This window comes from Pseudomonas nitroreducens, assembly GCF_024170165.1.
In the GTDB taxonomy this organism is placed as follows: domain Bacteria; phylum Pseudomonadota; class Gammaproteobacteria; order Pseudomonadales; family Pseudomonadaceae; genus Pseudomonas; species Pseudomonas nitroreducens_C.
The window spans coordinates 111298-137811 of record NZ_JALJXP010000016.1 but is presented as its reverse complement, the minus strand read 5'-3'; the positions used below and the strand labels follow the sequence as shown (position 1 = coordinate 137811).

The 26514-nt window shown below is 65.1% G+C and carries 21 protein-coding genes and 1 pseudogene; 16 read left to right on the top strand and 6 right to left on the bottom strand.

The window, feature by feature from the left end; translation table 11 throughout:
• Window positions 1-55: 55 nt before the first annotated feature.
• The 6 genes and pseudogenes from J2T47_RS29530 to J2T47_RS26005 all read left to right on the top strand — a co-directional run.
• Window positions 56-1345, top strand: a pseudogene (locus J2T47_RS29530) (PDC sensor domain-containing protein); the annotation flags it as partial.
• A 102-nt stretch (window positions 1346-1447) separates the two neighbouring features.
• Complete coding sequence (locus tag J2T47_RS29525) at window positions 1448-2203, top strand: methyl-accepting chemotaxis protein (RefSeq protein WP_401035584.1); 756 nt, start codon at window positions 1448-1450, stop codon at window positions 2201-2203.
• Window positions 2204-2734: 531 nt separating this feature from the next.
• Complete coding sequence (locus tag J2T47_RS26020; RefSeq protein ID WP_253453198.1) at window positions 2735-4399, top strand: acyl-CoA synthetase; 1665 nt, start codon at window positions 2735-2737, stop codon at window positions 4397-4399.
• An 18-nt stretch (window positions 4400-4417) separates the two neighbouring features.
• Window positions 4418-5188 carry a 3-hydroxyacyl-CoA dehydrogenase gene (locus J2T47_RS26015; RefSeq protein ID WP_253453196.1) on the top strand — a complete coding sequence of 257 codons (771 nt, stop codon included), beginning with the start codon at window positions 4418-4420 and terminating at the stop codon, window positions 5186-5188.
• Between the two features lie 16 nt (window positions 5189-5204).
• Window positions 5205-6389: an acetyl-CoA C-acyltransferase gene (locus J2T47_RS26010; protein ID WP_253453194.1), complete on the top strand. Its 1185-nt coding sequence runs from the start codon at window positions 5205-5207 to the stop codon at window positions 6387-6389.
• A gap of 10 nt (window positions 6390-6399) precedes the next feature.
• Entirely contained in the window at window positions 6400-7527 is a 1128-nt protein-coding gene (locus tag J2T47_RS26005) for an acyl-CoA dehydrogenase family protein (protein ID WP_192295091.1), read from the top strand.
• A gap of 282 nt (window positions 7528-7809) precedes the next feature.
• Here J2T47_RS26005 and J2T47_RS26000 read toward each other — a convergent pair whose 3' ends face one another.
• Window positions 7810-8742 carry a LysR family transcriptional regulator gene (locus tag J2T47_RS26000; RefSeq protein WP_081516660.1) on the bottom strand — a complete coding sequence of 311 codons (933 nt, stop codon included), beginning with the start codon at window positions 8740-8742 and terminating at the stop codon, window positions 7810-7812.
• Window positions 8743-8909: 167 nt separating this feature from the next.
• Here J2T47_RS26000 and J2T47_RS25995 point away from each other — a divergent pair, with 167 nt between their 5' ends.
• Window positions 8910-10139, top strand: a complete 1230-nt coding sequence (locus J2T47_RS25995; protein ID WP_253453192.1) for an acyl-CoA dehydrogenase — start codon at window positions 8910-8912, stop codon at window positions 10137-10139.
• A gap of 218 nt (window positions 10140-10357) precedes the next feature.
• Here the strand turns inward: J2T47_RS25995 and J2T47_RS25990 are convergent, their stop codons facing one another.
• Both J2T47_RS25990 and J2T47_RS25985 read right to left on the bottom strand, forming a co-directional pair.
• Window positions 10358-10558 carry a hypothetical protein gene (locus J2T47_RS25990; protein ID WP_253453190.1) on the bottom strand — a complete coding sequence of 67 codons (201 nt, stop codon included), beginning with the start codon at window positions 10556-10558 and terminating at the stop codon, window positions 10358-10360.
• On the bottom strand, window positions 10524-11567 hold the full coding sequence (locus J2T47_RS25985) for a TerC family protein (protein ID WP_253453188.1): 1044 nt from the start codon (window positions 11565-11567) through the stop codon (window positions 10524-10526). Before J2T47_RS25985 ends, J2T47_RS25990 begins: the two co-directional genes overlap by 35 nt.
• A 351-nt stretch (window positions 11568-11918) precedes the next feature.
• On the opposite strand from J2T47_RS25985, the gene J2T47_RS25980 reads away from it, so the two are divergent.
• Complete coding sequence (locus J2T47_RS25980; protein WP_253453186.1) at window positions 11919-12815, top strand: hypothetical protein; 897 nt, start codon at window positions 11919-11921, stop codon at window positions 12813-12815.
• A gap of 19 nt (window positions 12816-12834) precedes the next feature.
• A complete protein-coding gene (locus tag J2T47_RS25975; RefSeq protein ID WP_253453185.1) occupies window positions 12835-13233 on the top strand; it encodes a hypothetical protein in 399 nt (132 codons plus the stop codon).
• A gap of 73 nt (window positions 13234-13306) precedes the next feature.
• Here the strand turns inward: J2T47_RS25975 and J2T47_RS25970 are convergent, their stop codons facing one another.
• A complete protein-coding gene (locus J2T47_RS25970; RefSeq protein ID WP_253453183.1) occupies window positions 13307-14689 on the bottom strand; it encodes a substrate-binding domain-containing protein in 1383 nt (460 codons plus the stop codon).
• 197 nt (window positions 14690-14886) lie between these two features.
• On the opposite strand from J2T47_RS25970, the gene J2T47_RS25965 reads away from it, so the two are divergent.
• The 3 genes from J2T47_RS25965 to J2T47_RS25955 all read left to right on the top strand — a co-directional run bounded on the left by J2T47_RS25965 (window position 14887) and on the right by J2T47_RS25955 (window position 17740).
• A complete protein-coding gene (locus J2T47_RS25965) occupies window positions 14887-15129 on the top strand; it encodes a hypothetical protein (protein ID WP_253453181.1) in 243 nt (80 codons plus the stop codon).
• Window positions 15130-15782: 653 nt separating this feature from the next.
• Window positions 15783-16886 carry a hypothetical protein gene (locus J2T47_RS25960; RefSeq protein WP_253453179.1) on the top strand — a complete coding sequence of 368 codons (1104 nt, stop codon included), beginning with the start codon at window positions 15783-15785 and terminating at the stop codon, window positions 16884-16886.
• 230 nt (window positions 16887-17116) lie between these two features.
• A complete protein-coding gene (locus J2T47_RS25955; protein ID WP_253453177.1) occupies window positions 17117-17740 on the top strand; it encodes a response regulator transcription factor in 624 nt (207 codons plus the stop codon).
• A gap of 122 nt (window positions 17741-17862) precedes the next feature.
• Here the strand turns inward: J2T47_RS25955 and J2T47_RS25950 are convergent, their stop codons facing one another.
• Window positions 17863-18099: a hypothetical protein gene (locus J2T47_RS25950; RefSeq protein WP_253453175.1), complete on the bottom strand. Its 237-nt coding sequence runs from the start codon at window positions 18097-18099 to the stop codon at window positions 17863-17865.
• 520 nt (window positions 18100-18619) lie between these two features.
• Between J2T47_RS25950 and J2T47_RS25945 the strand changes: the two genes are divergently transcribed.
• Window positions 18620-19288 (top strand): hypothetical protein, encoded by a 669-nt coding sequence (locus tag J2T47_RS25945; RefSeq protein ID WP_253453173.1) that lies wholly within the window; start codon window positions 18620-18622, stop codon window positions 19286-19288.
• 57 nt (window positions 19289-19345) lie between these two features.
• Here the strand turns inward: J2T47_RS25945 and xthA are convergent, their stop codons facing one another.
• Window positions 19346-20158: an exodeoxyribonuclease III gene (xthA, locus tag J2T47_RS25940; RefSeq protein WP_253453171.1), complete on the bottom strand. Its 813-nt coding sequence runs from the start codon at window positions 20156-20158 to the stop codon at window positions 19346-19348.
• A 129-nt stretch (window positions 20159-20287) separates the two neighbouring features.
• On the opposite strand from xthA, the gene J2T47_RS25935 reads away from it, so the two are divergent.
• The 3 genes from J2T47_RS25935 to J2T47_RS25925 all read left to right on the top strand — a co-directional run bounded on the left by J2T47_RS25935 (window position 20288) and on the right by J2T47_RS25925 (window position 26423).
• Window positions 20288-20935: a GNAT family N-acetyltransferase gene (locus J2T47_RS25935; RefSeq protein WP_253453169.1), complete on the top strand. Its 648-nt coding sequence runs from the start codon at window positions 20288-20290 to the stop codon at window positions 20933-20935.
• Window positions 20936-21015: 80 nt separating this feature from the next.
• Window positions 21016-22743 (top strand): autotransporter assembly complex protein TamA, encoded by a 1728-nt coding sequence (locus tag J2T47_RS25930; RefSeq protein WP_437181016.1) that lies wholly within the window; start codon window positions 21016-21018, stop codon window positions 22741-22743.
• A 14-nt stretch (window positions 22744-22757) separates the two neighbouring features.
• Window positions 22758-26423, top strand: coding sequence for a translocation/assembly module TamB domain-containing protein (locus J2T47_RS25925; RefSeq protein WP_253453233.1), 3666 nt, complete (start codon window positions 22758-22760; stop codon window positions 26421-26423).
• Window positions 26424-26514 lie beyond the last annotated feature (91 nt).

Here is a 26514-nt window from a genome sequence, read left to right as displayed (position 1 = left end):
CCTTACAAGCCGATAAATCCTCAAAGAATTGCCTGTTGCTCAAGGACGCCACGCCATGCCCCTTTCCCGCCTTTCGATCCAGTGGAAGATCACGCTGCTGACCGGCCTCTGCCTGCTCTGCATCGTCTGCCTGCTGGTCGGCCTCTCGCTGTTCCGGATGAACCACGACGCGCAGCTGATCAAGGCGGCCAACGCGGACATGCTCAAGGACGCGGCCAAGTCGCGGATGCAGGCGCGCAGCGAGCAGCAGGCAGAGATCATCCAGCGTTTCTTCACCGACGTTTACCACTTCGGCAACCAGTTCTCCCGCCAGGTCGCCCAACTGCGCGAGCAGAGCACCCAGCACGGCGCGGACGCCGCCAGCGTGCGCAAGGACCTCAACCAACTGGTGCGCGACGGCCTGAAGAGCAACCCGAACCTGCTCAGCCTCTACGTGGTCTTCGAGCCCGATGCGCTGGATGGCCAGGACGCCGACTTCCATGACCAGCCCGACGCCGGCAGTAATGAGAAAGGTCGCTTCGGCGCCTATTGGGCGCAGAAGGCCTCCGGCGAGATGACCGGTCTTGCGGTCACCGAAGACATGATCGCCGACACCTCGGCCATGCTCGACGGCAGCCCGTTCAACACCTGGCAGCTGTGCCCGCTGCAGACCCGCAAGGCCTGCGTGCTCAACCCGTATTTCGACAGCGCCTCGGGCACCAAGGTGCTGATGACCACCGTGACCTTCCCGCTGATCGACCAGGGCAAGGTCATCGCGGTGATCGGCATCGACATCAGCCTCAGCCGCCTGCAGAAGCTCTCAGTCGACGGCGACAGCCAGCTCTACGACGGTGCCGGCAGCGTCAGCATCGTCAGCCCGGCGGGCCTGCTCGCCGGCTACAGCAGCGATGAAGCGCTGCTCGGCCAGCCGCTGGCCAAGGCCATTCCCGGCCAGGCCGCCGAGCTGCTGTCCCTGCAGGCCGGCGGTCGTCCGCAGGTGCTGGAACAGGACGGCCAGCTGCGCGTGCTCGAGCCGCTGCTGCCGATCCCGGATGCCACCAAGCCTTGGGCGGTAGTGCTCGACGTGCCGCAGGACGTGCTGCTGGCTCCGGCGCTGGAACTGCAGAAGCAACTGGATGAACGCAACTCCAGCGGCGCGCTGTGGCAGACCCTGTTCGGCCTTGCTGCCGCCATCGTCGGCCTGCTGCTGGTGTGGCTCACCGCCCGCGGCGTGACCCGTCCGATCCTCAATGTCGCCGCCATGCTGCGCAACATCGCCAGTGGCGAAGGCGACCTGACCAAGCGCCTGGACTACGCCGGCAAGGACGAGCTGGGCGAACTGGCCGGCTGGTTCAACCGCTTCCTCGACAAGCTGCAGCCGATCATCCGCGACGTGAAATCCTCGGTGCAGGACGCCCGGGCCACCGCCGACCAGTCCTCGGAAATCGCCAGCCAGACCAGCGCCGGCATGCAGCAGCAGTTCCGCGAAGTCGACCAGGTGGCCACTGCCTCTCAGGAAATGAGCGCCACCGCCCATGACGTCGCCAACAGCGCCGCCATGGCCGCCGATGCCGCACGCGGCGCCGACGGCGCGACCCGTGATGGCCTCAATGTGATCGACAACACCACCCGCCTGATCGACGAACTGGCCAGCGACATGAGCAGCGCCATGAGCCAGGTGGAAGGCCTTGCCGCCAGCAGCGAGCAGATCGGCTCGGTGCTGGAGGTGATCCGCGGCATCGCCGAGCAGACCAACCTGCTGGCGCTCAACGCCGCCATCGAAGCCGCCCGCGCCGGGGAAGCCGGCCGCGGTTTCGCAGTGGTCGCCGACGAGGTGCGCAACCTCGCCAAGCGCACCCAGGACTCGGTGGAGGAAATCCGCCAGGTCATCGAAGGCCTGCAGAACGGCACCCGCGATGTGGTCGGCGCGATGAGCAACAGCCACCGCCAGGCGCAGGACAGCGTGAGCCAGGTCGAACAGGCGGTTGCCGCACTGAAGCGTATCGGCGACGCAGTGGGTGTGATTACCGACATGAACCTGCAGATCGCCAGCGCCGCCGAGGAACAGAGCGCGGTGGCCGAGGAGATCAACCGCAACGTGGCCGGCATCCGTGACGTGACCGAATCGCTGTCGAGCCAGGCGCAGGAATCGGCGCAGGTCAGCCAGTCGCTGAACAAGCTGGCCAATCATCAGCAGGGGTTGATGGATCAGTTCCGCGTTTGACCTTCTGCTACAGGCGAAAAGCCCCTCTCCCTAACCCTGGCTGCGCGCCCCGCTCCGAAGGGAGAGGGGACTGTTGGGAGCGACCGAGAAGATAGGCGTTCTTCCTGCTCCATCGTTTGCCGACTGACGCTGTACTTTCCTCTCGCACCATACGGCTCCCTCTCCCTTCGGAGCGGGGCGCGCAGCCAGGGCTGGGGAGAGGGCCCGTCCAAACGCCGAAACATCCCTGCAGTAGCGGGCTACGCCCGCGATCAGCCGGTGACGGCGGTGCCAGGTCGGGTTCGCGAGCAAGCTCGCTCCTACGAAGAGCGTACGGTGCAAACCTGTAGGAGCGAGGGGGACGCCTAGTTCTTGCTCGCGAACCGCACGGCACCCAACCAACCCATCGCAGACAGCGCGGCACCAACCCTCAAGCCACACCACGGCTGTCCAATCCGCTCATCCAGATTGGCGGCTTTCGACATTGCCCGCGCGCCAGCGCGGCGGGAACATCAGGGGACTCCAGACAAGAACAAACCCAGGAGTTCCGCGATGCGTTCCCATACCGCCGCCACGGCCGAGTTCGACTACCGTGCCACTGCCGATGCCTTCCTGGCCGGCAACCTCGATGCCCTCAACGCCTGTGTCGAATGCTGCGACCGCCACGCCATCCCTGGCCGTGTCGCGCTGTTCTGGGAGGGCAAGGACGGCGACAGCGCCTCCTACACCTTCACCCAGCTCAAGGAGCTTTCCGGCCGCTTCGCCAGCTTCCTCCATGGCCTCGGCGTACGCCCCGGCGACGTGGTGTCCGGCATGCTGCCGCGCACCCCGGAGCTGCTGATCGCCGTGCTCGGTACCTGGCGCCTGGGCGCGGTCTACCAGCCGTTGTTCACTGCCTTCGGCCCCAAGGCCATCGAGCACCGGGTCAAGCTGGCCGGCAGCAAGGTGGTGGTCACCGACGGCGCCAACCGCAGCAAGCTCGACGAGGTGCCCGAGGCGCCCACGCTGGTGACGGTCGGTGGCCCGAAGGGGCAGGGCATCCGTCACGGCGACTACAGCTTCTGGGCAGAACTGGAGCGTCATTCGCCGGACTTCGAACCGGTGCTGCGCAGCGGTGAAGACACCTTCCTGCTGATGTTCACCTCCGGCACCACCGGGCTGGCCAAGCCGCTGGCCGTGCCGCTCAAAGCCATAGTCGCGTTCGTGGGCTACATGCGCGATGCGGTGGGGCTGCGCGAGGAGGACTCGTTCTGGAACCTCGCCGATCCGGGCTGGGCCTACGGCCTCTACTACGGTGTCACCGGGCCGCTGGCCATGGGGCACCCGATCACCTTCTACGAAGGCGCGTTCACGGTGGAGAGCACCTGCCGCATCGTGCGCAAGTACGCCATCACCAACCTGGCCGGCTCGCCCACTGCGTATCGCCTGCTGATCGCTGCCGGCGAGGCCGTGTCGAAACCGCTCAAGGGCCGCCTGCGCGCGGTGAGCAGCGCCGGTGAGCCGCTGACTCCGGAAGTCATCCGCTGGTTCGCCAGCGAGCTGGGCGTGACCATCCACGACCACTACGGCCAGACCGAGCTGGGCATGGTGCTGGCCAACCACCACGAGTTGCAGCACCCGGTGCACCTGGGCGCTGCCGGCTTCTCCATTCCCGGCCACCGCGTGGTGGTGCTGGACGAGCAGGGCAACGAACTGCCCGCCGGCCAGCCCGGCGTGCTGGCCATGGACCGCCGCCAGTCGCCGCTGATGTGGTTCGCCGGCTACCAGGGCATGCAGACCAAATCCTTCGTCGGCGACTACTACCTGAGCGGCGACACCGTGGAGCTGAACGCCGACGGCAGCATCAGTTTCGTCGGCCGCGCCGACGACCTGATCACCACCTCCGGCTACCGCGTCGGCCCGTTCGACGTGGAGAGTGCGCTGATCGAGCACCCGGCGGTGATCGAGGCGGCGGTGATCGGCAAGCCGGACCCGGAGCGCACCGAACTGGTCAAGGCCTTCGTGGTGCTCTGTTCGTCCTACCGGCCGGGCACGGAGCTGGCCGAGGAACTACAACAGTACGTGCGCAAGCGACTGTCGGCGCACAGCTACCCGCGGGAAGTGGAGTTCGTCGACGAGCTGCCCAAGACCCCCAGCGGCAAGATCCAGCGCTTCCTCCTGCGCAACCAGGAGATCGCCAAACAACGCGAAGCGGCCGAGAAAGCGGCGGCTCACTAAGTACAGCGGAGAGACTTCATGCAGATCCAGAACAAGGTATTCCTCATCACCGGCGGCGGTTCCGGCCTCGGCGCAGCCACCGCGAAACTGCTGGTGAGCGCCGGCGCCAAGGTGGTGCTGGCCGATATCAACGCCGAAGCCGGCGCGGCCCAGGCCGCCGAACTGGGCGAGGCGAATGCGCGCTTCATCCGCACCGATGTGTGCAGCGAAGCGGATGGCAAAGCCGCCGTGCAACTTGCGCTGGATGCCTTCGGCGCGCTGCACGGCCTGGCCAACTGCGCGGGCGTGGCGCCGGCGGAAAAGGTCATCGGCCGCAACGGCGTGCACGGGCTGGAAAGCTTCACCCGCACCATCAACATCAACCTGATCGGCACCTTCAACATGCTGCGCCTGGCGGCCGAAGCCATGGCCGGCAACGAGCCGGACGCCGGCGGCGAGCGCGGCATCATCATCAACACCGCCTCGGTCGCCGCCTTCGACGGGCAGATCGGCCAGGCCGCGTACTCCGCTTCCAAGAGCGCGGTGGTCGGCATGACCCTGCCGATCGCCCGCGAACTGGCGCGCTCGGGCATCCGCGTGATGACCATCGCCCCCGGCATCTTCGAGACGCCGATGATGGCCGCGATGCCCCAGGAAGTGCGCGATTCCCTCGGCGCCAGCGTGCCGTTCCCGCCGCGTCTCGGTCGCCCGGACGAGTACGCCGCGCTGGCCCGCCACATCATCGAGAACAGCATGCTCAACGGCGAGGTCATCCGCCTTGACGGCGCCATCCGCATGGCCGCGAAGTAAGCAGGAGGTCAGAGTCATGAACGATCCCATCGTCATCGTCAGCGCCACCCGTACCCCCATGGGCGGCTTCCTCGGCGACTTCAAGGATGTGAATGCCGCTACCCTCGGCGCGGCAGCGATCCGCGCAGCCGTCGAACGCGCCCGCCTGGGCGCCGAAGACGTGGACGAAGCCGTGCTCGGCTGCGTGCTCGCCGCCGGGCAGGGTCAGGCGCCGGCGCGCCAGGCCGTGCTGGGCGCGGGCCTGGCGCGCGGCACACCGTGCTCCACGGTGAACAAGATGTGCGGCTCGGGCATGAAGGCCGCGATGATGGCCCACGACGCCATCCTCGCCGGCAGCGCCCGCGTCGCCCTGGCCGGCGGCATGGAGAGCATGTCCAACGCGCCGTACCTGCTGGATCGCGCCCGCGGCGGCTACCGCATGGGCCACGGCCGGGTGCTCGACCACATGTTCCTCGACGGCCTCGAAGACGCCTATGACAAGGGCCGCCTGATGGGTACCTTCGCCGAGGATTGCGCCGAGAAATATGGCTTCACCCGTGAGCAGCAGGACGACTACGCCATCACCTCGCTGACCCGCGCGCAGAAGGCCATGAGCGAAGGCCGCTTCCACGACGAGATCGTCGCGGTCACCGTGAAGGCTGGCAAGGAGCTGCGCGCCATCAGCGAGGACGAGCAGCCGCCCAAAGCGAAACTGGACAAGATTCCCACCCTGAAACCAGCCTTCCGTGACGGCGGCACGGTGACGGCGGCCAACGCCAGCTCCATCTCCGACGGCGCCGCCGCGCTGGTGCTGATGCGCCTGTCCGAAGCCGAGAAGCGCGGTCTGACGCCGCTGGCGGCGATCCGTGGGCATTCGTCCTACGCCGACGCGCCGAACCTGTTCCCGACTGCCCCGGTGGGCGCGGTCGAACGCCTGATGCAGCGCACCGGCTGGGCGCTGGGCGACGTCGACCTGTTCGAGGTCAATGAAGCCTTCGCCGTGGTCGCCATGGCCGCCATGCGCGACCTGGACATTCCCCACGACAAGCTCAACGTCCACGGCGGCGCCTGTGCCCTCGGCCACCCCATCGGCGCCTCCGGCGCGCGGGTGATCGTGACCCTGCTGTCGGCGCTCAAGCAGTACGACCTCAAGCGTGGCGTGGCCTCGGTGTGCATCGGCGGCGGCGAAGCCACGGCCATCGCGGTCGAGCGCCTGGCCTAAGGAGCGAGAAATGATTCCCAGCGAAGAAGATATCCAGATCCGCGATGTTGCCCGCCAGTTCGCCCAGGAGCGGCTGAAACCCTTCGCCGCCGACTGGGACCGCGAACACCGCTTCCCGGCCGAAGCCATCAAGGAAATGGCCGACCTCGGCTTCCTCGGCATGCTGGTGGCGGAGCAGTGGGGTGGCGCGCAGACCGGCCACCTGGCCTACGCCATGGCGCTGGAGGAAATCGCCGCCGGCGACGGCGCCTGCTCGACCATCATGAGCGTGCACAACTCGGTGGGCTGCATGCCCATCGCCAAGTTCGGCAACGACGAGCAGAAGCGCCAGTTCCTCGTGCCGCTGGCCCGTGGCGAGATGATCGGCGCCTTCGCCCTGACCGAACCGCAGGCCGGCTCCGACGCCAGCTTCCTGAAGACCCGTGCGCGCCGCGACGGCGACCATTACGTGCTGAACGGCAGCAAGCAGTTCATCACATCCGGCAAGCATGCCGGCCTGGTGATCGTCTTCGCGGTGACCGACGCAGCGGCGGGCAAGAAGGGCATCAGTGCCTTCATCGTGCCCACCGATACGCCCGGCTATCGCGTGGTGCGCGTCGAGGACAAGCTCGGCCAGCACGCTTCCGATACCTGCCAGATCGCCTTCGATGATGTGCGCATCCCGGCCAGCTACCGGCTGGGCGAGGAAGGGCAGGGTTACGCCATCGCCCTGGCGAACCTGGAGGGCGGGCGCATCGGCATCGCCTCGCAGGCCGTCGGCATGGCCCGTGCGGCGTTCGAATACGCCCGCGACTACGCCCATGAGCGCGAGACCTTCGGCAAGCCGATCATCCAGCACCAGGCGGTGGCCTTCCGCCTCAGCGACATGGCCACCGAAATCGCCGTGGCGCGGCAGATGGTCCACCACGCCGCCAGCCTGCGCGAAGCCGGCCTGCCGTGCCTGACCGAAGCCTCCATGGCCAAGCTGTTCGCCTCGGAAATGGCCGAACGCGTGTGCTCCGCGGCGATCCAGACCCTCGGCGGTTACGGCTATCTGCAGGACTATCCGGTGGAGCGCATCTACCGCGACGTGCGCGTGTGCCAGATCTACGAAGGCACCAGCGATGTGCAGCGGCTGGTGATCGCGCGGAGCCTGTAAATGGTTCGCCGGCAGACCCCGGCCTGTTCGTTGGACAGGCACTTCAGCAGGGCGGGGTCTGCGGGTGGCTTATCTGGCGGGAAGGATTGCTTTTCGTAGGAGCGAGCTTGCTCGCGAACAATGCTCACAGGGGCTTTTGCGGCTGGGCGATTCGCGAGCAAGCTCGCTCCTGCAAGTCATTCGGACGCCGGGTTCACCCGGTAGGAGCGCGGCGTCCGGGAGTGGCGACCGCAGGATGGCGCGGAGCGCAGCGATACCCATCGATGGGCATCGCTCGAAGCATCAGGCGCGCTCCGCCGCCTCGCGCGCTTCCCGCGCCGTCACCTGCTGGCACAGCTCGATGATCTGCTCGCGCATCCAGCGGTTGGCCGGGTCCTGGTCGGTGCTTTCGTGCCAGTACAGGTGGGTTTCCAGCTTGGGCACGTCGTTCACCGGCAGGTCGACGAAATGCAGGCCGTGGTGGCGGGCGAAGCGCTCCGGTACGGTGACCACCATGTCGGTCTGCTGCACCACGGTCGAAGCCATCAGGTAGTGCTGCGAGCGCAGGGCGATCTTGCGCTGCAGGCCCATCTTGCCCAGCGACAGGTCCACGTAGCCCAGGCCGCTGCGGCGGCTGGAAATCTGGATGTGCGCCACCGACAGGTACTCGTCCAGGCTCAGCTTGTCCTTGGCCAGTGGGTGGCCCTGGCGCATGGCGCAGACGTAGCGGTCTTCCATCAGCTTGACGTGGCGCACTTGCGGGTCGGTGTTCAGTGGCGCATCCACGGCGAAGTCCAGGCGGCCGGCGGCCAGTTCCTTGGTGGTCTCGCGGCGCTTGGAGAGGAAGCTCTCGATGTGCACGTTCGGCGCCAGGCGGCGCAGGCGCTGGAACAGCGGCGGCAGGACGATGGCCTCGGTGAGGTCGGTCATGCTGATGCGGTAGGTCTTGCTCGCCTGGGTCGGCGTGAAGGTGCGGCTCTCCTGCACCGAGACGCGCAGCAACTGCAGCGCGTTGCGCACCGGCCCGATGATGTTCTGCGCCATCGGCGTGGGCACCATGCCCTGCGCGGTCCGCACGAACAGCGGATCGTTGAAGGTTTCCCGCAGGCGGGCCAGGGCGTTGGAGACGGCGGGCTGGGTAATGCCGACTATCTGCCCGGCGCGGGTCAGGTTGGCTTCCGTGTAGATCGCGTCGAAGACGATGAACAGGTTCAGATCGACCTTGCTGAGGTTCATTCCAGGGCTCCGCTTGTATTTGTTCTGCGGCCGATCATACCCGAACGAACGCTCAGGTCCATACGGGTTATGAATGTTCATTGATTCGGATAATAGGCTGGGTAAATGCCTTTCGCTGTTCTAGCATCATCACCACACAAACAACCGCCGCCAGAAGGTTAGCCCCCATGGATTTCGCTTATTCCGCCAAGGTTCAGGATCTGCGTGAGCGCCTCACCGCGTTCATGGAAGCCTACGTCTATCCCGCCGAGAAGGTATTCGAGGAGCAAGTGGCCCAGGGCGACCGCTGGCAGCCCACGCAGATCATGGAAGACCTCAAGGCCAGGGCCAAGGCCGAAGGCCTGTGGAACCTGTTCCTGCCCGACTCGGAGCTGGGTGCCGGCCTGACCAACATGGAATACGCGCCGCTGGCGGAGATCATGGGCCGCTCGCTGATCGGCTCCGAGCCGTTCAACTGTGCCGCACCGGACACCGGCAACATGGAAGTGCTGGTCCGCTACGGCAGCGAAGAGCACAAGCGCACCTGGCTGGAGCCGCTGCTGCGCGGCGAGATCCGCTCCGCCTTCGCCATGACCGAGCCGGGCGTGGCCTCGTCCGATGCCACCAACATGGAAGCCAACGCCGTCCGTGATGGTGACGAGTGGGTCATCAACGGCCGCAAGTGGTGGACCTCCGGCGCCTGCGACCCGCGCTGCAAGATCATGATCTTCATGGGCCTGACCAACCCGGACGCGCCGCGTCACCAGCAGCACTCGATGATCCTGGTGCCCACCGACGCCCCCGGCGTGAAGATCCTCCGTCCGCTGCCGGTGTTCGGCTACGACGACGCCCCGCATGGCCACGCCGAAGTGCTCTTCGAGAACGTCCGCGTGCCCTACGAGAACGTGCTGCTGGGCGAAGGTCGCGGTTTCGAGATCGCCCAGGGTCGCCTCGGCCCGGGCCGTATCCACCACTGCATGCGCTCCATCGGCATGGCCGAGCGCGCGCTGGAACTGATGTGCAAGCGTTCCGTCAGCCGTACCGCCTTCGGCAAGCCGCTGGCCCGTCTGGGTGGCAACATCGACCACATCGCCAACTCGCGCATCGAGATCAACCAGGCCCGCCTGCTGACCCTCAATGCCGCTTACATGATGGATACCGCCGGCAACAAGATCGCCCAGAGCGAGATTGCCCAGATCAAGGTGGTGGCGCCCAACGTTGCCCTGCAGGTGATCGACCGCGCCATCCAGATGCACGGCGGTGCGGGCGTCTCCAATGACTTCCCGCTGGCCTACTGGTACGCCATGCAGCGCACCCTGCGCCTGGCCGACGGCCCGGACGAAGTGCACCGCGCGGCTATCGGCAAGTTCGAAATCGGCAAGTACGTACCGCGTGACGCGCTGCGCAGCAGCCACTGATCGCAAGCTCCCATGAAAAAGGCCCGCTGATGCGGGCCTTTTTCATGGGCGGGTCGTGACGCTTTTTGTAGGCGCGGCCATGCCCGCGATCGCGCGCAGGGCGCGCTCCTACAGGAGGGCGCCTGCTGTAGAGACGTGGGCCGGCTTTTCGTAGGAGCGAGCTTGCTCGCGAACAGCCGCCCCCATGAACAAGGCCAGCTTGCGCTGGCCTTGTTCGTTCATGGCGAGGGAGCCGGTTCCGGCCCATCGGCGTTCGCCCGTTGCTCGATCAGCCATTCCCGCCGCGTGTGCAACTGGGCGGCGAAGGCGCGCGCGGCGGCCTCATGGGGGAAGCGCAGCGCGCGACGACCGAGACGGACCTGCCAATAGGCCCGGCCGCGAAACTCAACGGCTTCGATCCTCACCTCCAGCGCTTGCATGGATCCTCTCCTGGCTGACGACTTCCAGCGGTTCCTCGCTGGATCGGCGGGTCTTGAGCAAGGATAGCAGTATGCCACCCGCCAAAAGGCCGAAGGTTACGCCAAGGGACAGGGCTGCGGGAACCTTGCCGATGAATCCGTGGAGGAAAATCTTCGTGCCGATGAACACCAGGACCAGCGCCAGGGCGTATTTCAGATAGACGAAGCGGTGGATCATCGCCGCCAGCGAGAAGTACAGGGCGCGCAGGCCGAGGATGGCGAAGATGTTCGAGGTGTAGACGATGAACGGGTCCTGGGTGATGGCGAAGATCGCCGGCACGCTGTCCACGGCGAACACCAGGTCGGCCAGTTCGATCAGGATCAGCGCCAGGAACAGCGGGGTGGCGTAGCGCACCAGCTTGCCCGAGGCATCCGGCATCTTCACGAAGAAGTGGTGCTCATGGATGGTGTCGGTCATGCGGATGCGCTTGCGCAGGAACTTCAGCACCGCGTTGTTGGCCAGGTCCGGCTCGGCGTCATGCTTGCTGAACAGCATCTTCACGCCGCTGAACAGCAGGAAGGCGCCGAACACGTACATGATCCACTCGAATTCCTTCACCAGCGCGGCGCCCAGGCCGATCATCAGCGCGCGCATGACGATGGCCCCGAGGATGCCCCAGAACAGGACCTGGTGCTGGTAGCGGCGGGGGATGCCGAAGAAGCCGAAGATCATCGCCATGACGAACACGTTGTCCATGGACAGCGACTGTTCGACGAGGAAACCGGTGTAGTACTCCACCGCACTGGTAGCGCCGAACTCGTACCAGACCCAGCCACCGAAGGCCAGGCCGCAGGCGAAGTAGCCGGCGGACAGCATCAGGCTTTCGCGCACACCGATTTCATGGTGGTCGCGTTGCAGGACGCCCAGGTCGAGTACCAGCAGAAGAATCACGATGGCCAGGAAGGCCAGCCAGAACCAGGTGGCGGTTCCGAGGAATGGTTCGGTCAAAAAGGCGTGCAGAGCTGTCATGTGGCCCCTCCCTTAGTGTCGTTGTCGAAAAGTGACTCCGACATGGCGGTTGGCAACCGTCAGAGGGGCCCGGCGTCACTGGCGGGAAAATAGCAGAGCGGGCGCCGCAGGCAAGCGATGGAACGTAACAAGTTCCTACATTGGCAGGGAGGCACGCCTGCTGCTTGTGGGAAGTCTAGTCCACACCCGTACAGGTAACTCGCACTGAAATAGTAGCTATCAGGAATATTCCTACATTCGTCTCAGGGTTCGATGAACGTGCCCAGGACAGCGGAAACCTAGCATGGCGCAACCAGTAGCCGAACGCCCATTGGCCCGGCGTCCATGCCATTCCTTCCACCAGGTTCAATCATGAGACTCAAAGCCCTTTCTGCCGCATTGCTCATTGGCGCAACGCTTGCCGGCTGCAATTTCCCCTCGCAGGTACCGCAGGCGAAGGCCACCACTCCCGTCAATTGGGTCAAGGTGCCCACGTTGCTGTTCATCGAGGACGCGGTGTTGTCGTTATCCCCATCCTTCCAGGGTAAGCGCGCCATGGAGTTCATGCCGTTGATCTGCGGTCTGGCCCGGGGCGAAGTCTCTCAGATTCAAGTCAATGCGCGGTTGGCCGGAATGGGGATCAATGTCGACCGCATTCCACGCCAGAGTCAGGATGCCAGCGCGCTGCTGGTGAATACCGACAGGGCTGCCCAGGCCACTGCCTGTGCGGCCTTCCAGGCCGCTGCTGTGCTGACCGCGGCTGATCCTCAAGAGTTCTACAAGGCCGCTCCCTCCGCCGGCAAGTCCGCGGACAAGGCGACGGAAGAATCGCCTGCTGCTCGGCAGCTCGACACTCAGTTACTGTCACGCATGCTGCCAATCAGAATCGCTCAGTCGCGAGCCAACGCTGAAGTCTTCGCTCTGATCGCCCGGGACCTGCAAGGCAAACCTGGTCTGTCGCCATCCCAGTATCAGGAGCGTGCCCGAGAGCTGTTCGGTCGCCTGGCACCTTCCTATCTGGCACTCGTTCCCGCCAGGATGCCCGGGGCCGACGCGAAGTTTCAGCTGCTCCACGCAGACGCGGACCGGCTGGAGTTCATCAGCAACACCGGTGTGCATTACGACTTCTCCGTCGACAAGGGCCTGGTCCTCACCCAGAAGGGCGTGCTCTGGTACGGCCGGGGGAAGTTGCTGGGCAACGACTACCGTGTTCCGGTCGCGTACTTCCAACCGCAAGTTGCGCAGTTGCTGAACGCGGCGAAGCGCTGACGGGAGCGGGAGATCGATCATGACCGCAGCTTTGCAGAATCCGGTGATGTCCGGTTTCGCCCAGGCGATGCAGCACGCCAATGAGCTGCGCTCGCTGTCGTTCGAATGCCAGAGTCTGTGGCAGATATTTGCCCGGATCCTGGAAGCATTCGACTGCCTGCTGGTTGACCAGGCGCTGGCACTGCTCGAACAGGTCAGCGCCGATACCTATTTCAACGCGATCTCGACAGCCGTCGCGCGCCGCGCCACGGAGCGCTTTCCGGAGCGCTGGCAGGGGTGGTTCTACCTGGGGCGTAATCAGTTGATCGGCAATCACCAATCGCCGGTTGCCTGTTTCGCGCTGGAACGCGCCTGGGAATTTCGACGCTTCGGTGCAGCCACTGCTGGTGCCGGCCAAGCACTGAGCTCGATCCCATGAGGCAATGAAAAGCCCGGCCATTGGCCGGGCTTTTCATTGCCTCATGGAATGGCGCGATCTGGCGGCCCGGTAGTCAGTAAACCCAGACTTCCACGCGGCGGTTTTTTACCCGACCGTCGTTGTCGCTGTTGGCCGCCACTGGCAAGGCGTCTCCCATGCCGCTGATCTCGCGGAACATCACGCCATCCTTTGCCAGTTCACGGCGCACGGCCATGGCGCGCAGCTTGGAGAGCAGTTCGGCGCGGGCCGGGTCCTGCTTCGGATCGCCGAAGCCGACCAGTACCGCCTGTTTGTTCATCTTGCCGTTCTGCTGCAGGTAGGCGAGCAGGCGGTCGATATCGCGCTGGGCCTTGTTGTCCAGGGTGGCGCTGCCTTCGCGGAAGCGGAAGTTCACCGACAGACGCTCGGCGTCACGGGCCAGGGCCTGGTAGTTCTCCGGCATGCTGGCGCGCGGAGCCATCTTCACCGCCTGCACGCGCTGGCCGACGAATCCGCTGGCGCTGACCAGCGCCTGGCCCTTGTCGCCCTGGGCGAACTGCAGTAGGGCGCGGGCCCAACGGTTCGGCTCCTCGGGTTTCATGTAGAGGAACAGGCGGCGCGACAGCGGGTAGTCCTCGGTGGCGATCAGGGTGGTGGAGGGCGGCATGGCCTGGGAATCGCCATCGGCAATGCGCAGTGCCTTGGACTTCTGGATCGACGACAGGCCGACGAAGCCGATGCCCTGCGGGTCTTTGCTTACCTCGGCGGACAACTGGTCGCTGGACTCGAAACGCTGCACGCCGCTGGCCAGCGCCTTGCCGTGGCTGGCGAGCACCAGTTCCTTGAAGGTATCGAAGGTGCCGGAGTTGTCGTCGCGGGAGTACAGGCGGATGGCGCCGCCGCGACCACCGAGTTCCTCCCAGGTCTTGACTTCGCCCGAGAAGATTTTCGCCAGCGTATCGCTGGTCAGTTCGTCCAGCGGGTTGGCCGCGTTGACGATGATCGCCAGGCCGTCGATGCCGATTACCTGTTCGGCCTTGGCGCTGCGCAGGTTGCCCGACGCCGACAGGCCCGCGACCTCGGCATCCTTGATCGGGCGCGAGGCGGCGGCCAGCTCGGCGGTGTTGTCCTTCAGCGCGACGAAACCGGTGCTGGAGCCGTGGGCAGCGAGGTCGATGATGGCCTCCTTGCCGTCCGCGGTGCGGCCAATGATGCGCTGCTCGTTTTCCGCCTTGCCCGGCTTGGCGCTGACCTCGCTGAAGCCTTCGCTGACCAGCAGGCCCTTCACCAGCTCCGGCAGCAGGTGCGCGCCGATGGTGTTGGAGCCCTGGATGCGCAGTACCGGCTCACCGCCCTGGGACGAGGGCAGGGCGGCAAAGGCCGACCAGGGGAACGCGTAGCAGATGAACGCGATGGTGAGCCAGGCGATGGTGACAGGCCAGGGTTGGGCGTCGCTGGGGCTCGACTTGTACTGCATGGGTCAACTTCCATTTGAGACATCGTTGGCGCGGCAGATTAAGTCGGAATCATTGCATCGATATGACGCTTGTCTGCAGGGGCGGGCGCTTGTAGCTGCCTTCAGACTTGACGGGTGGATAGCAGGATATTTCCGATTTCCATGCCTTTCGGGCGGGGCTATACAAGCCGCTTGAACCTGATGTGCCGGAGCACGAAATGGACGACATCTTCGATTTTGCGTCGATTCTGATAAAGCTGGTGCTCATACTTTCGGTCGCCCTCCTGTCCGGCTTTCTGGTCATCGCACCGGACAAGGCCATTGCGCTCGCCCCTTCGATGCTCTTCCTGGGGGGACCGCTGTTCGTCCTGACGATGGTATTGGACCTGGCCGGCCTCCTGCGCCGTCTGAGCGCAGGCCGTGTGGCGACAAGGAACTCGAGTCGTTGGAACCATGACTGATCGTACCTTTGCCGGTGGGGCAGGCGGCTATGCCCAGCGCGGGATCACGTGATGGGAAAATTCTTCAGAGGCATAGGCAAAGGCTGATAACACCAGCGCTCCGGTCGAGCGAAACTTGCGCCGTTTCAACGTCCCGCCGGAATGTGACCATGACTCAAAACCATAGTGCGCCAGCCCCGGTCGATCCTGGGCATCGCTTCAAACCCGTTGATCTGGCACTTCAGATTACCTCCGCTGCTGCCTGGGGGCGTCCGTGGCGGCGAAGCGCGCTGAATCTGCCGGTTCCTCGGGACTTGAAATTCCAGGGCATCAGGCTGCCTCCACAAGCATTTCGTTCCTGGGCGAGCCTTTTGCCCGGATCCAGCAGGCTGGGTGACTCTCCGTCGACCGGCGGCACGCCCGCCCAGGCGTGCGGTCCCGATGCCGCAACGGATAGCGCCAGGCCTCAGGTGATGGGCATTTCGGAGACTCTACGCAGGGATGAGCGGCATGGAGTCGCTGCCACTGAAGGCCCCCACTCGAAGAGAGTGCAGCACGCCGAGTCGCAGGCAGTCGTATCTCCCACCGCTGCAGAACTGTCATTACCGCCAGTGCCCGGCGCGCTCGATCCCTCCGAGCAGGGAGCCCCTGACGCAGCCGCGTCGGAAGCTGTGGTGCAAGTTGCCTCAGTGTACGCGCCTGCTGGCGAGGCCGCCGCCGAGCGGCCGAGCCCTGTGGTAGTTGCCGATGAACATGAATCGGGTACGCCGGCGACAGCCATGCAAGGGGACTCTGGAACGCTGGCTCGGCCACTCGGTCAGGTCACGGCCGGCCTCCCGGCAGATGATCGGGAAGCGAGCGCACCTGACGATGGCGCCTTTGCTTTCGAACCCGTCATCGCAAGCCTGGAAGATGCCTTGGCTGTGCTGGCAGCGGCCAGCGGTACTCACGATCAGGTCCCGATTGCGTCGGCCGAACCAGCCGGAGTCCAGGCCGAATCGGAGGCCCCATACGCATCACCTGCAGTCGCAGTAAGCCAGGCAAGCGACAGCAACTCTGAAGAGGCAGCGCTTCAGGGACACTTTATCCAGAAGGAAACAGTTATGACCGAAGTGTACGTTGAGTTACCTGAAGCCGATGTGCGAGACACGGCTCCCGTTACTTCTGCGGAGTTGCAGGAGGTTGCCGCCGCGCTGAGCGTTCCGCAGAACGAGGCGGACCCGGATGATGTGCTTTCCGATGTCCAGAGCACCTTGAACTCGCTTGCGGGTATGGCCCAGGGGCTGACTCAGCAGAAACAGGCTGCTGTGCGTCTGCAGGAAGAGTTGGAGGAGTTGAACCAGCAGCTACAGGAGCGCGAGCGCTTGGCTGGAGACAAGGAGGAGCGCCTGCAGCAACTGGAGAGTCATCTCAAGGAGGCCAAGACCAACCTGGATCGAATGGCCGCCGAGAATAGCCGACTGTTGGCAGAACGCAGCGAAGCACTCAAGGAACTGGCCCAGACAGTCGATTTAAGAGACAAGGCCACGATCAAGCGGGCTGAAGCTATCCAGTTGGAGCAGCAACGCATCGACGAGCAAGTGGTCAGCTTGCGCAACCGAGTCAATGATCTGGACGAGCGTGAAAGCTTGCTCAAGCGCAAGAACGAAGAATTGAACGTGCGACTCAAGCAACTGCAGAGCGCCAAGGATAAGTTCAGTGCCATCGTGAAGAGCTTCAATGAGACGGTACAGTTCAACAGTACCCTGTCGGCGATCTCCAAGGTGGCAACCGAATAACCGGGGTGGTCGCTGCGTCGGTAGATGCTGCGGCCAATAGCGCTTGTCTCAGTGGGTGCCGGCGCAATGGGCGTATCCAAGCCACAGAATATCCAGTGTCCCCGTTTTGCCGGCCCGGACTTCCGAGGACATCGGAGTCCAGCGTTCCTCTACGGGGCGTCTGCTGCTGTGGTCCTTGGCGCCAAGCCATCCTGGATGCAGCCCGCGGGTCCTTTGCAGTAAGGAGGAGCATGGCCCGCATAGTGCTCATCGAGCCGTCACGCCGCGATTACATTACGCTCCGTCGATTTCTCCGCGAGCAAGGGCACCAGTGCGACCGGCATTTCAAGTTCGCTCGGCAGGCCCTGAATCATATGGACGCAGGTGATTGCGATCTTCTGGTGGTGACACTTGAGTTGGCAGACATCCATGGAATGGAGCTGGTCAACCTGCTACGTCGTGATGGCAGGATCAAGCCAACGACGCCCGTACTGGTTTGCTCCAGCCTGGGCTCTGCGTTGAATATTCAACGAGCGATTCGAGTCGGTGTTTCCGGGTTTCTTCTCATGGACGATCGCTCGACCTTGATCGGAAGGGCTGTCGATGCGGTCCTCGCTGGCGGCAAGGTATTCCCCGAGCATGGGCCGCTGCCGCTGGAGGGCGACCCGAGAGTCGAGACTGCGCTGGTCCTTCCGACTCATCTGATCGCTGTGCTCCATGGTTTGCACCGAGGGCGCTCAGTGGCCTCGCTGGCCGAGGCGCTCGCGCTGTCTGGGGCCAGCATCGGCCAGCACAAAAGGCAGCTGATGCGAAAGTTGTCCGCCGGTTCGCTGGATGAATTGTTCAGCTTCAGTGAGGAAATAGGCCTCCTATAGCCTGCCGGGGCGGCCTTTCCTTCGCACTATTAGTGATGCCTTGGCTGGTTCCTCCGGTTGTCGATGGCGCGGCTTGAAAAGGAATCCCGCCGCTTCGGTCAGAGCATCTGCATAGTTTTCCTTCACGCGTGCAGGAAATTACTGACATCCATGAAGGCTTCAGGTTGTAAGAATTTCATCTGCAACCTGTCTTGCACTTCCGCCGTCTTGGATGCGCGGGACAGCCCATAGGAAATTCCAGTCAGCCGACCAGCCGTTGATTTCGACGCGGCTTCGCTCTCCAGCTCCAGATTTCGTTCGAATGCCCGAGCGAAGCGCGGTGAGGTATGGCTGGCCACCTTCAGGGTAGGACGTTTCATGACTTCAGATGCGAAGGGCTTCGAAGGACATCACGAGGAAGGCTCGTCTTCCATGACTGCCTTTCAAACGGCCGTACACGCAGCCAGACCACGATCTTTCGACAGCACGGAGGTTCCTGGGCCGTCTCGCCTGGCGGACTCGCCGCCCAATGCTGCCGAGAGTGTTTCGCACTCCACCATGTCGTGGGAGAGCGGCCTCCTTCAGGGACGTGAGTCTCTGCGTTTCGCCGCCCCCGCTGATCCGAAAACGGCCAATGCGTTTGAAACTCTCGAGCGGGACCTTGCCGAGCTGGCGTCAACCTGTTCGGGGCTGAGGGAATCCGAATCCTCCCGTGTCGAAGCAACTGATCCAGCAGTGCTGGCGGCCTGCAGAGCGCCCGCTGAGTTGACCGAGGTTGGCTCGGAATCCGCCGGGCCGATCGAACCCCTGTTGTTGCCCGCAGAAAGTCCGGCCGAGCCCCGCCCACCTGTGATGTCCAGCCAGCCAGATCCCCACTATTTCCATGAGGAAGCCCCCATCATGAACGCCCAAGTCCAAACTGCCCAAGCTGACGCCGCTGCCCCTCGTCCAGTGGTGGAGTCCGCAGTGACTGCCTATCAGTCCTCTGCTATCGAAACCGAAGGCGTCCTGCACGACGTACAGTCCACCCTCGATTCGCTGGCCGGCATGGCCCACGACCTGTCGCAGCAGAAGCTGGAAATCGTGAAGATGCGCGAAGTGCTCGAGGAGCGCCGTCTGGCGGCGCTGGAGCGTGAGCGTCAACTGGCGGAGCGGGAGGAGCGGCTGAACCAGCAGGAGCAGCGCGTGCAGGAGGAAAGGCACGGTATCGAGCGAGTCGCCGAACAGAACGCTGCCGTGCTCGTGGAGCGCAGCAGCGCTCTGCAGGCCCTGGCGGAGACCGTGGACAGCCGCGACCGCGCCACGACCAAGCGCGCCGAGGTACTGAACCAGGAGCAGCAAAGTATCGACCGCCAGCAGAACCAGCTGCGTGCACGGGTTCAGGAGCTGGACGACCGCGAGGCTGGCCTGCAGCGTCAGAGCGGCGAGCTGGCGGACCGATTCAAGCAACTGCTCGACGCCAAGGAGCGCTTTGGCGCCATCGTCAAGGGATTCAACGAGACCGTTCGCTTCAACACGACCTACAGTGCCATCAGCAAGACGGTCGGGACCGGTGCGGAAGAAGCCTGATCGCTTGCCTGGAAATGAAAAAGCCCGGCATTGGCCGGGCTTTTTCGTGCAGGCTGATTATTTCAGCTGCAGCCAGATTGGCGCATGGTCCGAGGGCTTTTCCATAGCACGGATGTCGTAGTCCACGCCGGTCTCGACGATGCGGCCGCGCAGGGCCTCGGAGGCGAGGATCACGTCGATGCGCAGGCCGCGCTTTGGGGTGTCCTCGAAACCACGGCTGCGGTAGTCGAACCAGCTGAAGCGGTCGTCCACGCTCGGGTTCTGCAGGCGGAAGCTGTCCACCAGGCCCCAGCCCTTCAGGCGCGCCAGCCATTCGCGTTCTTCCGGCAGGAAGCTGCACTTGCCGGTCTTCAGCCAGCGTTTGCGGTTCTCTTCGCCGATGCCGATGTCGCAGTCCTCCGGCGAGATGTTGATGTCGCCCATCACCACCAGCGGCTGGTCAGGCTGGAAGCGGGTTTCCAGCAGGTCCTGCAGGTCGGCATAGAAACGCTGCTTGGCCGGAAACTTCACCGGATGGTCGCGGCTCTCGCCCTGGGGGAAGTAGCCGTTCATCACGGTGATCGGCTGGCCGTCGGCATCCTTGAAGGTGCCCCAGATGAAGCGGCGCTGGGAGTCCTCGCCGTCGTTGGGGAAGCCGCGTTGCAGCTCCAGCGGCTCCTGGCGGGAGAGCAGGGCGACGCCGTAGTGGCCTTTCTGCCCGTGGTAGTGCACGTGGTAGCCGAGGGCTTCGATCTCCTCGCGGGGGAACTGCTCGTCGGCGACCTTGGTTTCCTGCAGGCCGATCACGTCCGGCTGGTGGCGTTCGATGATCGCCTGGAGCTGGTGGGGACGTGCGCGCAAACCGTTGATATTGAAGGAGACGATTTTCATCCTGGGCGCCCTGGCAAAAGCACGATGCTAGCCCAGGTAGGCCGGCCCTGGCGACCCCGGCGCGGCGCTGCTAGGGTTTTCTGGCTGGACTCATAACCATAAGAAGAGCTCACCCGAAGAGGCGTCCGCATGCCTGATACCCTCGCCGAAGTCCGTCTGCTGGACGGCAACTACAGCCGTGAAGTCCGCTCGCTGCTTTACCACGCCTACCGCCACGAACCCACCTTCGCCTACCTGTTCGAATCCGACCGCGCCGGTTTCGATCAGCGCGTGCGGGCGACCGTCCGCGAGCTGGTCAACCAGCACTTCCTCGAGGAGCTGCCGGCGATCGGTCTGCTGATCGAGGATCGTCTGGTGGGCGTTGCACTGGTGGTTCCACCACAACGTCGCCTGGATGTCACCGAGAGCTGGTTCTGGCGCATGCGCATGCTGCTCACCACCGGCCTGGGCTGCACCCGGCGCTATCTGGACTACCACGCCGCGGTGCTCGGCTGCCTGCCGCCGGGGCCTTACCACATCCTGCCGCTGATCGGCGTGCACCCGGAGTTCCAGGGCAAGCACCTGGGCGAGCAGTTGCTCGATGCACTGCATGCCTGGTGCGCCGAGGACGGTGGTTCCCAGGGGCTGGTGCTGGATACGGGCAATGCCCGCTACCTGGAGTTCTACCGGCGCCACGGTTACGAGGAGCTGGGAGAGGTGGCGCTGGGACCGATTCGGGAGCATGTGCTGTTCCATCCCACCCAGGGGCGCGAGGCAGTGAAAGTTTCTGCGGGATAGCCGGTGCTTTGAATCCTCAGACGCTTCCAGCGGCCTGAAGGAAGGCAACACGGGGAAAACCCGTGCTAGCATTTCGCGCCATGAGAGTTGTCCAAGGATTGCTTGGGCTGCTGCTGGTAATGGCCTTCTGCTTGCAGAGAGCCCTGGCGGCCGAAGCCCATCTCGACGTTCGTGTCACCCCCGCCAACGCTGCGCTCAAGGCCAATATCGAGGCCTATGTGGGCAGCCTTGGCGAGCGTGATCAGGCGGCCCTGCAAAGATTCCGGCGCAACGCCGTGGAGCAGGCGCAGAAGGCCGCCCAGGCTTTGGGCTACTACCAGGCGCGCATCCGTGGCCGGGTGACCAATGACAAGGAGCCCACGCTGCGTATCAACGTGCGTCCCGGCGAGCCCATTCACCTGCGCAACGTCACCGTGCGCGTCGAAGGCCCGGCAGCCAGGCTCAAGAGCTTCCGGGTGCCCGGCGGCGACGCGCTGAAGCCGGGTGCGCAGCTCAATCATGGTGCCTACGAGGACGCCAAGCGGCTGATCCAGAATCAGGCTTCGCGCTTCGGTTTCTTCCGCGGCCAGTTCACCCAGCAGCAATTGCGCATCGACCCCGAAGCCGGCGTGGCGGACATCGAACTGGTGTACGCCAGCGGGCCACGTTATCGCCTGGGCAAGGTCGAATTCGCCGGCGATTTCCCCTTCGACGAGGACCTGCTGCAGCGCATGGTGCCGTTCAAGGAAGGCGCCGACTACGACTCCGAACAGATCGCCGACCTCAACCAGGCCCTGCAGTCCAGTGGTTACTTCGATGGCGTGCGGGTGGATGCCGCGCCGACCAACGCCGATGGCGAAGTGGTGCCGGTGAACGTTCATCTGGAGGCGCGCAAGCCGCGCACCATGGGCCTCGGCCTGGGCTTCTCGACCGACGTCGGGCCGCGCGCGCGAGCGACCTGGACCCGCCACTGGGTCAACCCCCAGGGCCACAGCCTCGGCTTCGAGGCCGAGGTGTCCGCGCCCCGGCAGAACGTCGGCGCCTGGTACGAAATCCCGCTGGACCCGCCGCTCACCGACAAACTGCGTTTCACCAGCGGCTACCAGTACGAAGACCTGGTGGACACCGAAAGCAAGCTGCTGACCCTGGGCGGTGAGTGGCACCACAAGCTCGACAGCGGCTGGCAACGGGTCGTCTCGCTGAACTGGCAGCGCGAGGAGTACAAGCTGGGCGACGATTCGGGGCTGAGCAGTTTCCTGATGCCGGGCATCGGCTACTCGATCCTGGAAGCCGACAACAAGATCGACCCGGGCAAGGGCTATCGCCTGCAATTCGAGGTGAAAGGCGCCAAGGAAGGGCTGCTGGCAGACGCCGACGTCGCCCATATCAACGCCATGGCCAAGGGCGTGACCAGTTTCTGGGGAGGGCAGCGGTTGCTCGGACGCATCCAGGTCGGCGGCATCGCCACCAACGACTACAGCGCGATCCCGCCGTCGCTGCGCTTCTTTGCCGGCGGCGACCAGAGCGTGCGTGGCTACGATTACCAGACGCTGTCGCCGAAGAACTCCGACGGCGACCGCATCGGCGGCCGCTACATGGTCGCCGGCAGCGTCGAGTACCAGTATCCCATCGCCGAGCGCTGGCGCATCGCGGCCTTCGTCGATCAGGGTAACTCGTTCAACTCGCTGGACTTCCCCTCGATCAAGACCGGCGTCGGTATCGGCATACGCTGGATTTCGCCGGTGGGCCCGTTGCGCCTGGACCTCGCCGACGGCCTGGACGAGGACGGCGGCATCCGCCTGCACTTCTCCATGGGGCCTGAACTGTGACCCGCGCGGGCTGGATGCGCACGCTGCGCTGGTGCCTGGCCGGCCTGCTCGGGCTGGTTCTGCTGTTGGTGATCGCTGTCGCGGCGTTGATCGGCACGCCGGCGGGCAGCCGGGCGCTGCTGAGCTGGGTGCCGGGCCTGAGCGTCGATGAATTCGATGGCCGCCTGGCCGGTGGCTTCAGTGCCAAACGCCTGGAGTGGACCGACGGCGCGACCCACCTGGTGCTCGACCAGCCGCAGATCGACTGGTCGCCGGCCTGTCTGCTGCGCATGACCCTGTGCCTGCACAAGGTCGTGGCCAATGAGGTGCTGCTGACCCTGCCGCCGAGCGAGCCGAGCGAAGCCTCCGGCCCCGTTGAGTTGCCCGATCTGAACCTGCCGCTGTCGCTGGAACTGGGCGACATCCGCATCGGCCGCTTCCTGCTCGATGGCCAGGAACAGCTGCGCGACGCCGAACTGGCCGCGCACTGGGACCACGAAGGCCTGCACATCGACTCGGTGAAGCTCGCCCGCGATGGCCTCAGCCTGTCGCTCAAGGGGCTGCTGAAACCCACGCAGGGCTGGCCGCTGGAAGCCGAGGGGACGCTCGGCCTGCCCGCGCCGGGCGAGAAGCCCTGGACCCTGCAATTGCAGGCCAGGGGCGAGCTGATGGGGCATCTCAAACTGCAAGCACAGAGCAGCGGCTATCTGAACGGCAAGCTGGAGGGCGACCTGCAACCGCTGGCGGAGAACCTGCCGGCCACCGCACTGGTCATCGCCGATGGTTTCAAGGCCGACGCCTCGCTGCCCGATACCCTGACACTGAACCAGCTGCGCCTGAATGCCAGCGGCAACCTCAAGGACGGCTACCAGCTGGCCGGCGCCGCCGTGCTGCCCGCCGAGGAAAGCCCGGTGGTGCTGACCCTGCGCGGGCGCGTCGACGCCGAGGGTGCGGACATCGCCGCTCTGGACCTGAGCGCCGCCAAGGACCAGCGCGTGGCGCTGACCGGTCGCCTCGACTGGAAGGACGCCTTCGCCGCCAATGCCCAGCTCGACTGGCTGGACTTCCCCTGGCGCCGCCTGTACCCGGTCATCGACGAACCGCCGGTGAGCGTGCACACCTTCAAGGCCGAAATCAGCTACAGCGACGGTGCCTACCTGGGAAACTTCGACGGCGCCTTCAAGGGGCCGGCCGGTGACTTCACCCTGGCCAGCCCGGTGTCGGGCAACCTGGCGGAAGTCTTCCTGCCGTCGCTGAAACTGGTGGCGGGGCAGGGCAAGGCCGAAGGGCACCTGAAGGTCGGGTTCGCCGACGCGGTGACCTGGGATGCCGCCCTCGACCTGTCCGACCTGGACCCGGCCTACTGGCTGGAAGAGATGCCCGGCCGCCTTGGCGGGCCGTTGCGCAGCAAGGGTTCGCTCAAGGGCGAGGCCTTGAACCTCGACGCCAACCTTGATCTGCAGGGGCGTCTGCGGGGCCAGCCGGCCATCTTCAAGGCGAACGCCACGGCGGCGGGGCAGGCGTGGAAGATCGATGGCCTGGCGCTGCAGTTGGGCGACAACCGCATCAGCGGGCAGGCCGCGCTGGACCAGCGGCTGTCCGGTCGCCTCGACATTGCCTTGAATCGTCTCGGCCAGCTGTGGCCGCAGCTGATGGGGCAGGTCAGCGGTCGCCTCGATCTCGCCGGCACGCTGCAGGTGCCGCAGGGCCAATTGAAACTCGATGGTCAGCGCGTCGCCTACGCCGACCAGGGGCTGCGCGCGCTGGACCTGAGCGCCTCCCTGGATGCCGCCCAGCGCGGCCGGGTGAGCCTGACGGCCCAGGGGCTGCGCAGCGGCGACACGAATTTCGGCGTACTCAAGCTCGACGGCAGCGGCGACCTCCAGCGCCAGCAGCTGACCCTGAACCTGCAGGGCAAACCGGTGGTGCTCGACCTCGGCCTGGATGGCAGCTGGAACGGCAAGGATTGGCGCGGTCGTCTGGCCAAAGGCGACATCCAGAGCGGCGGCCAGGACTGGCGCCTGCAACAGCCGGCGCGCCTGGAACGCCTGGCAGACGGGCGGATCAACCTTGGCGCCCATTGCTGGGCTTCCGGCCCCGCCAGCCTGTGCATGGAAGATCAGCGGCTGATGCCCGACCCACGCCTGCGCCTGCACCTGCGCGAATTCCCGCTGGACAGCCTGGCGCGCTGGCTGCCCGAGGACTTCGCCTGGAAGGGCAAACTCGACGGCGACGTGCAACTCGACCTGCCCGCCAGCGGCCCCAACGGCTCCATCCTGATCAACGCGAACAATGGCACCCTGCGTATCAAGGAGCAGGAGGAGTGGGTCGACTTCCCCTACCAGCGCCTGCAACTGGAGAGCCGCCTGACGCCCCGGCGTATCGACACCAGCCTGCAGTTCCAGGGCGACAAGCTCGGCAGCCTGCAGGCGCAGGTGCAGCTCGACCCACGGCCGAAGAACAAGCCGGTCAACGGCACCTTCAGCCTCAATGGCCTGGATATCTCCCTGGCCCGGCCGTTCGCGCCCATGGTGGAAACCCTCAAGGGTCACCTCAATGGCAGCGGGCAGATTTCTGGTGGACTGCTGGCACCACGGGTGGATGGCGAGCTGCGGCTGAGCGGGGGCGAAATCTCCGGCGGCGATCTGCCGACCCGCTTCGAGCAGTTGCAGGTCATCGCGCGAATCGCCGGTGAGCAGGTTGACCTGAGTGGCGACTGGAAGGCCGGAGAGCACGGCAACGGCAGCCTGTCCGGGCGTATCGCCTGGTTCAGCGGCCTGGATGTCGACGTGAAGCTGCGCGGCAGCCGCCTGCCGGTGACCGTAGAGCCCTATGCCAATCTGGAAGTGGAGCCCGATCTCACGGTGCAGATGGCCGGTGAACGCCTCGCCGTTTCCGGCTCGGTGCAGGTGCCGCGCGGCGCCATCACCATTCGCCAGCTGCCGCCGTCCACGGTCAAGGTGTCCGATGACAGCGTGATCGTCGGCGCGAAGCAGGAACCCAAAAGCGCTCTGGCGCTGAACATGGATATCGACGTCAGGGTCGGCAGCGACAAGCTGACCTTCAGCGGCTTCGGCCTGAACGCGGAGCTGGCGGGCCAGGTGCACATCGGCGACAACATGGACACCCGTGGCGAGCTGCGGCTGAACAACGGCCGCTACCGCGCCTATGGCCAGAAGCTGACCATCCGCCGTGCACGCCTGTTGTTCGCCGGGCCCATCGACCAGCCATTCCTCGATGTCGAGGCGATCCGCAAGGTCGACGACGTGGTGGCCGGTCTGCGCCTGACCGGCAACGCCGAGCAGCCGCGCAGCGAGGTGTTCTCCGAACCGGCCATGAGCCAGCAGCAGGCGCTGTCCTATCTGGTGCTGGGCCGGCCCATGTCCAGTGGCGAGGACAGCAACATGCTCGGCGAGGCAGCCCTGGCACTCGGCCTGGCCGGCAGCGCGCCGCTGACCGGTGAAGTCGCCCAGCGTCTGGGCATCCAGGACTTCCAGCTGGACACCGAAGGCACCGGTAACAGCACCAGCGTAGTCGCCAGCGGACAGCTCTCCGATCGCCTCAGCCTGCGTTACGGCGTGGGCGTGTTCGAACCGGCCAACACCATTGCGCTGCGCTACCTGCTGAGCAAGAAGGTTTACCTGGAGGCCGCCAGCGGCCTGGCCAGTTCCCTCGATATCTTCTACAAGCGCGACTTCTGACGGCAGTCGGCGGTGGTGCCCCGGCACCGCTGCGGACTCGCCCGCGACGGCAACCTGCCAGCCTTCATGGCCCCTTAAGGTACCCGGCACA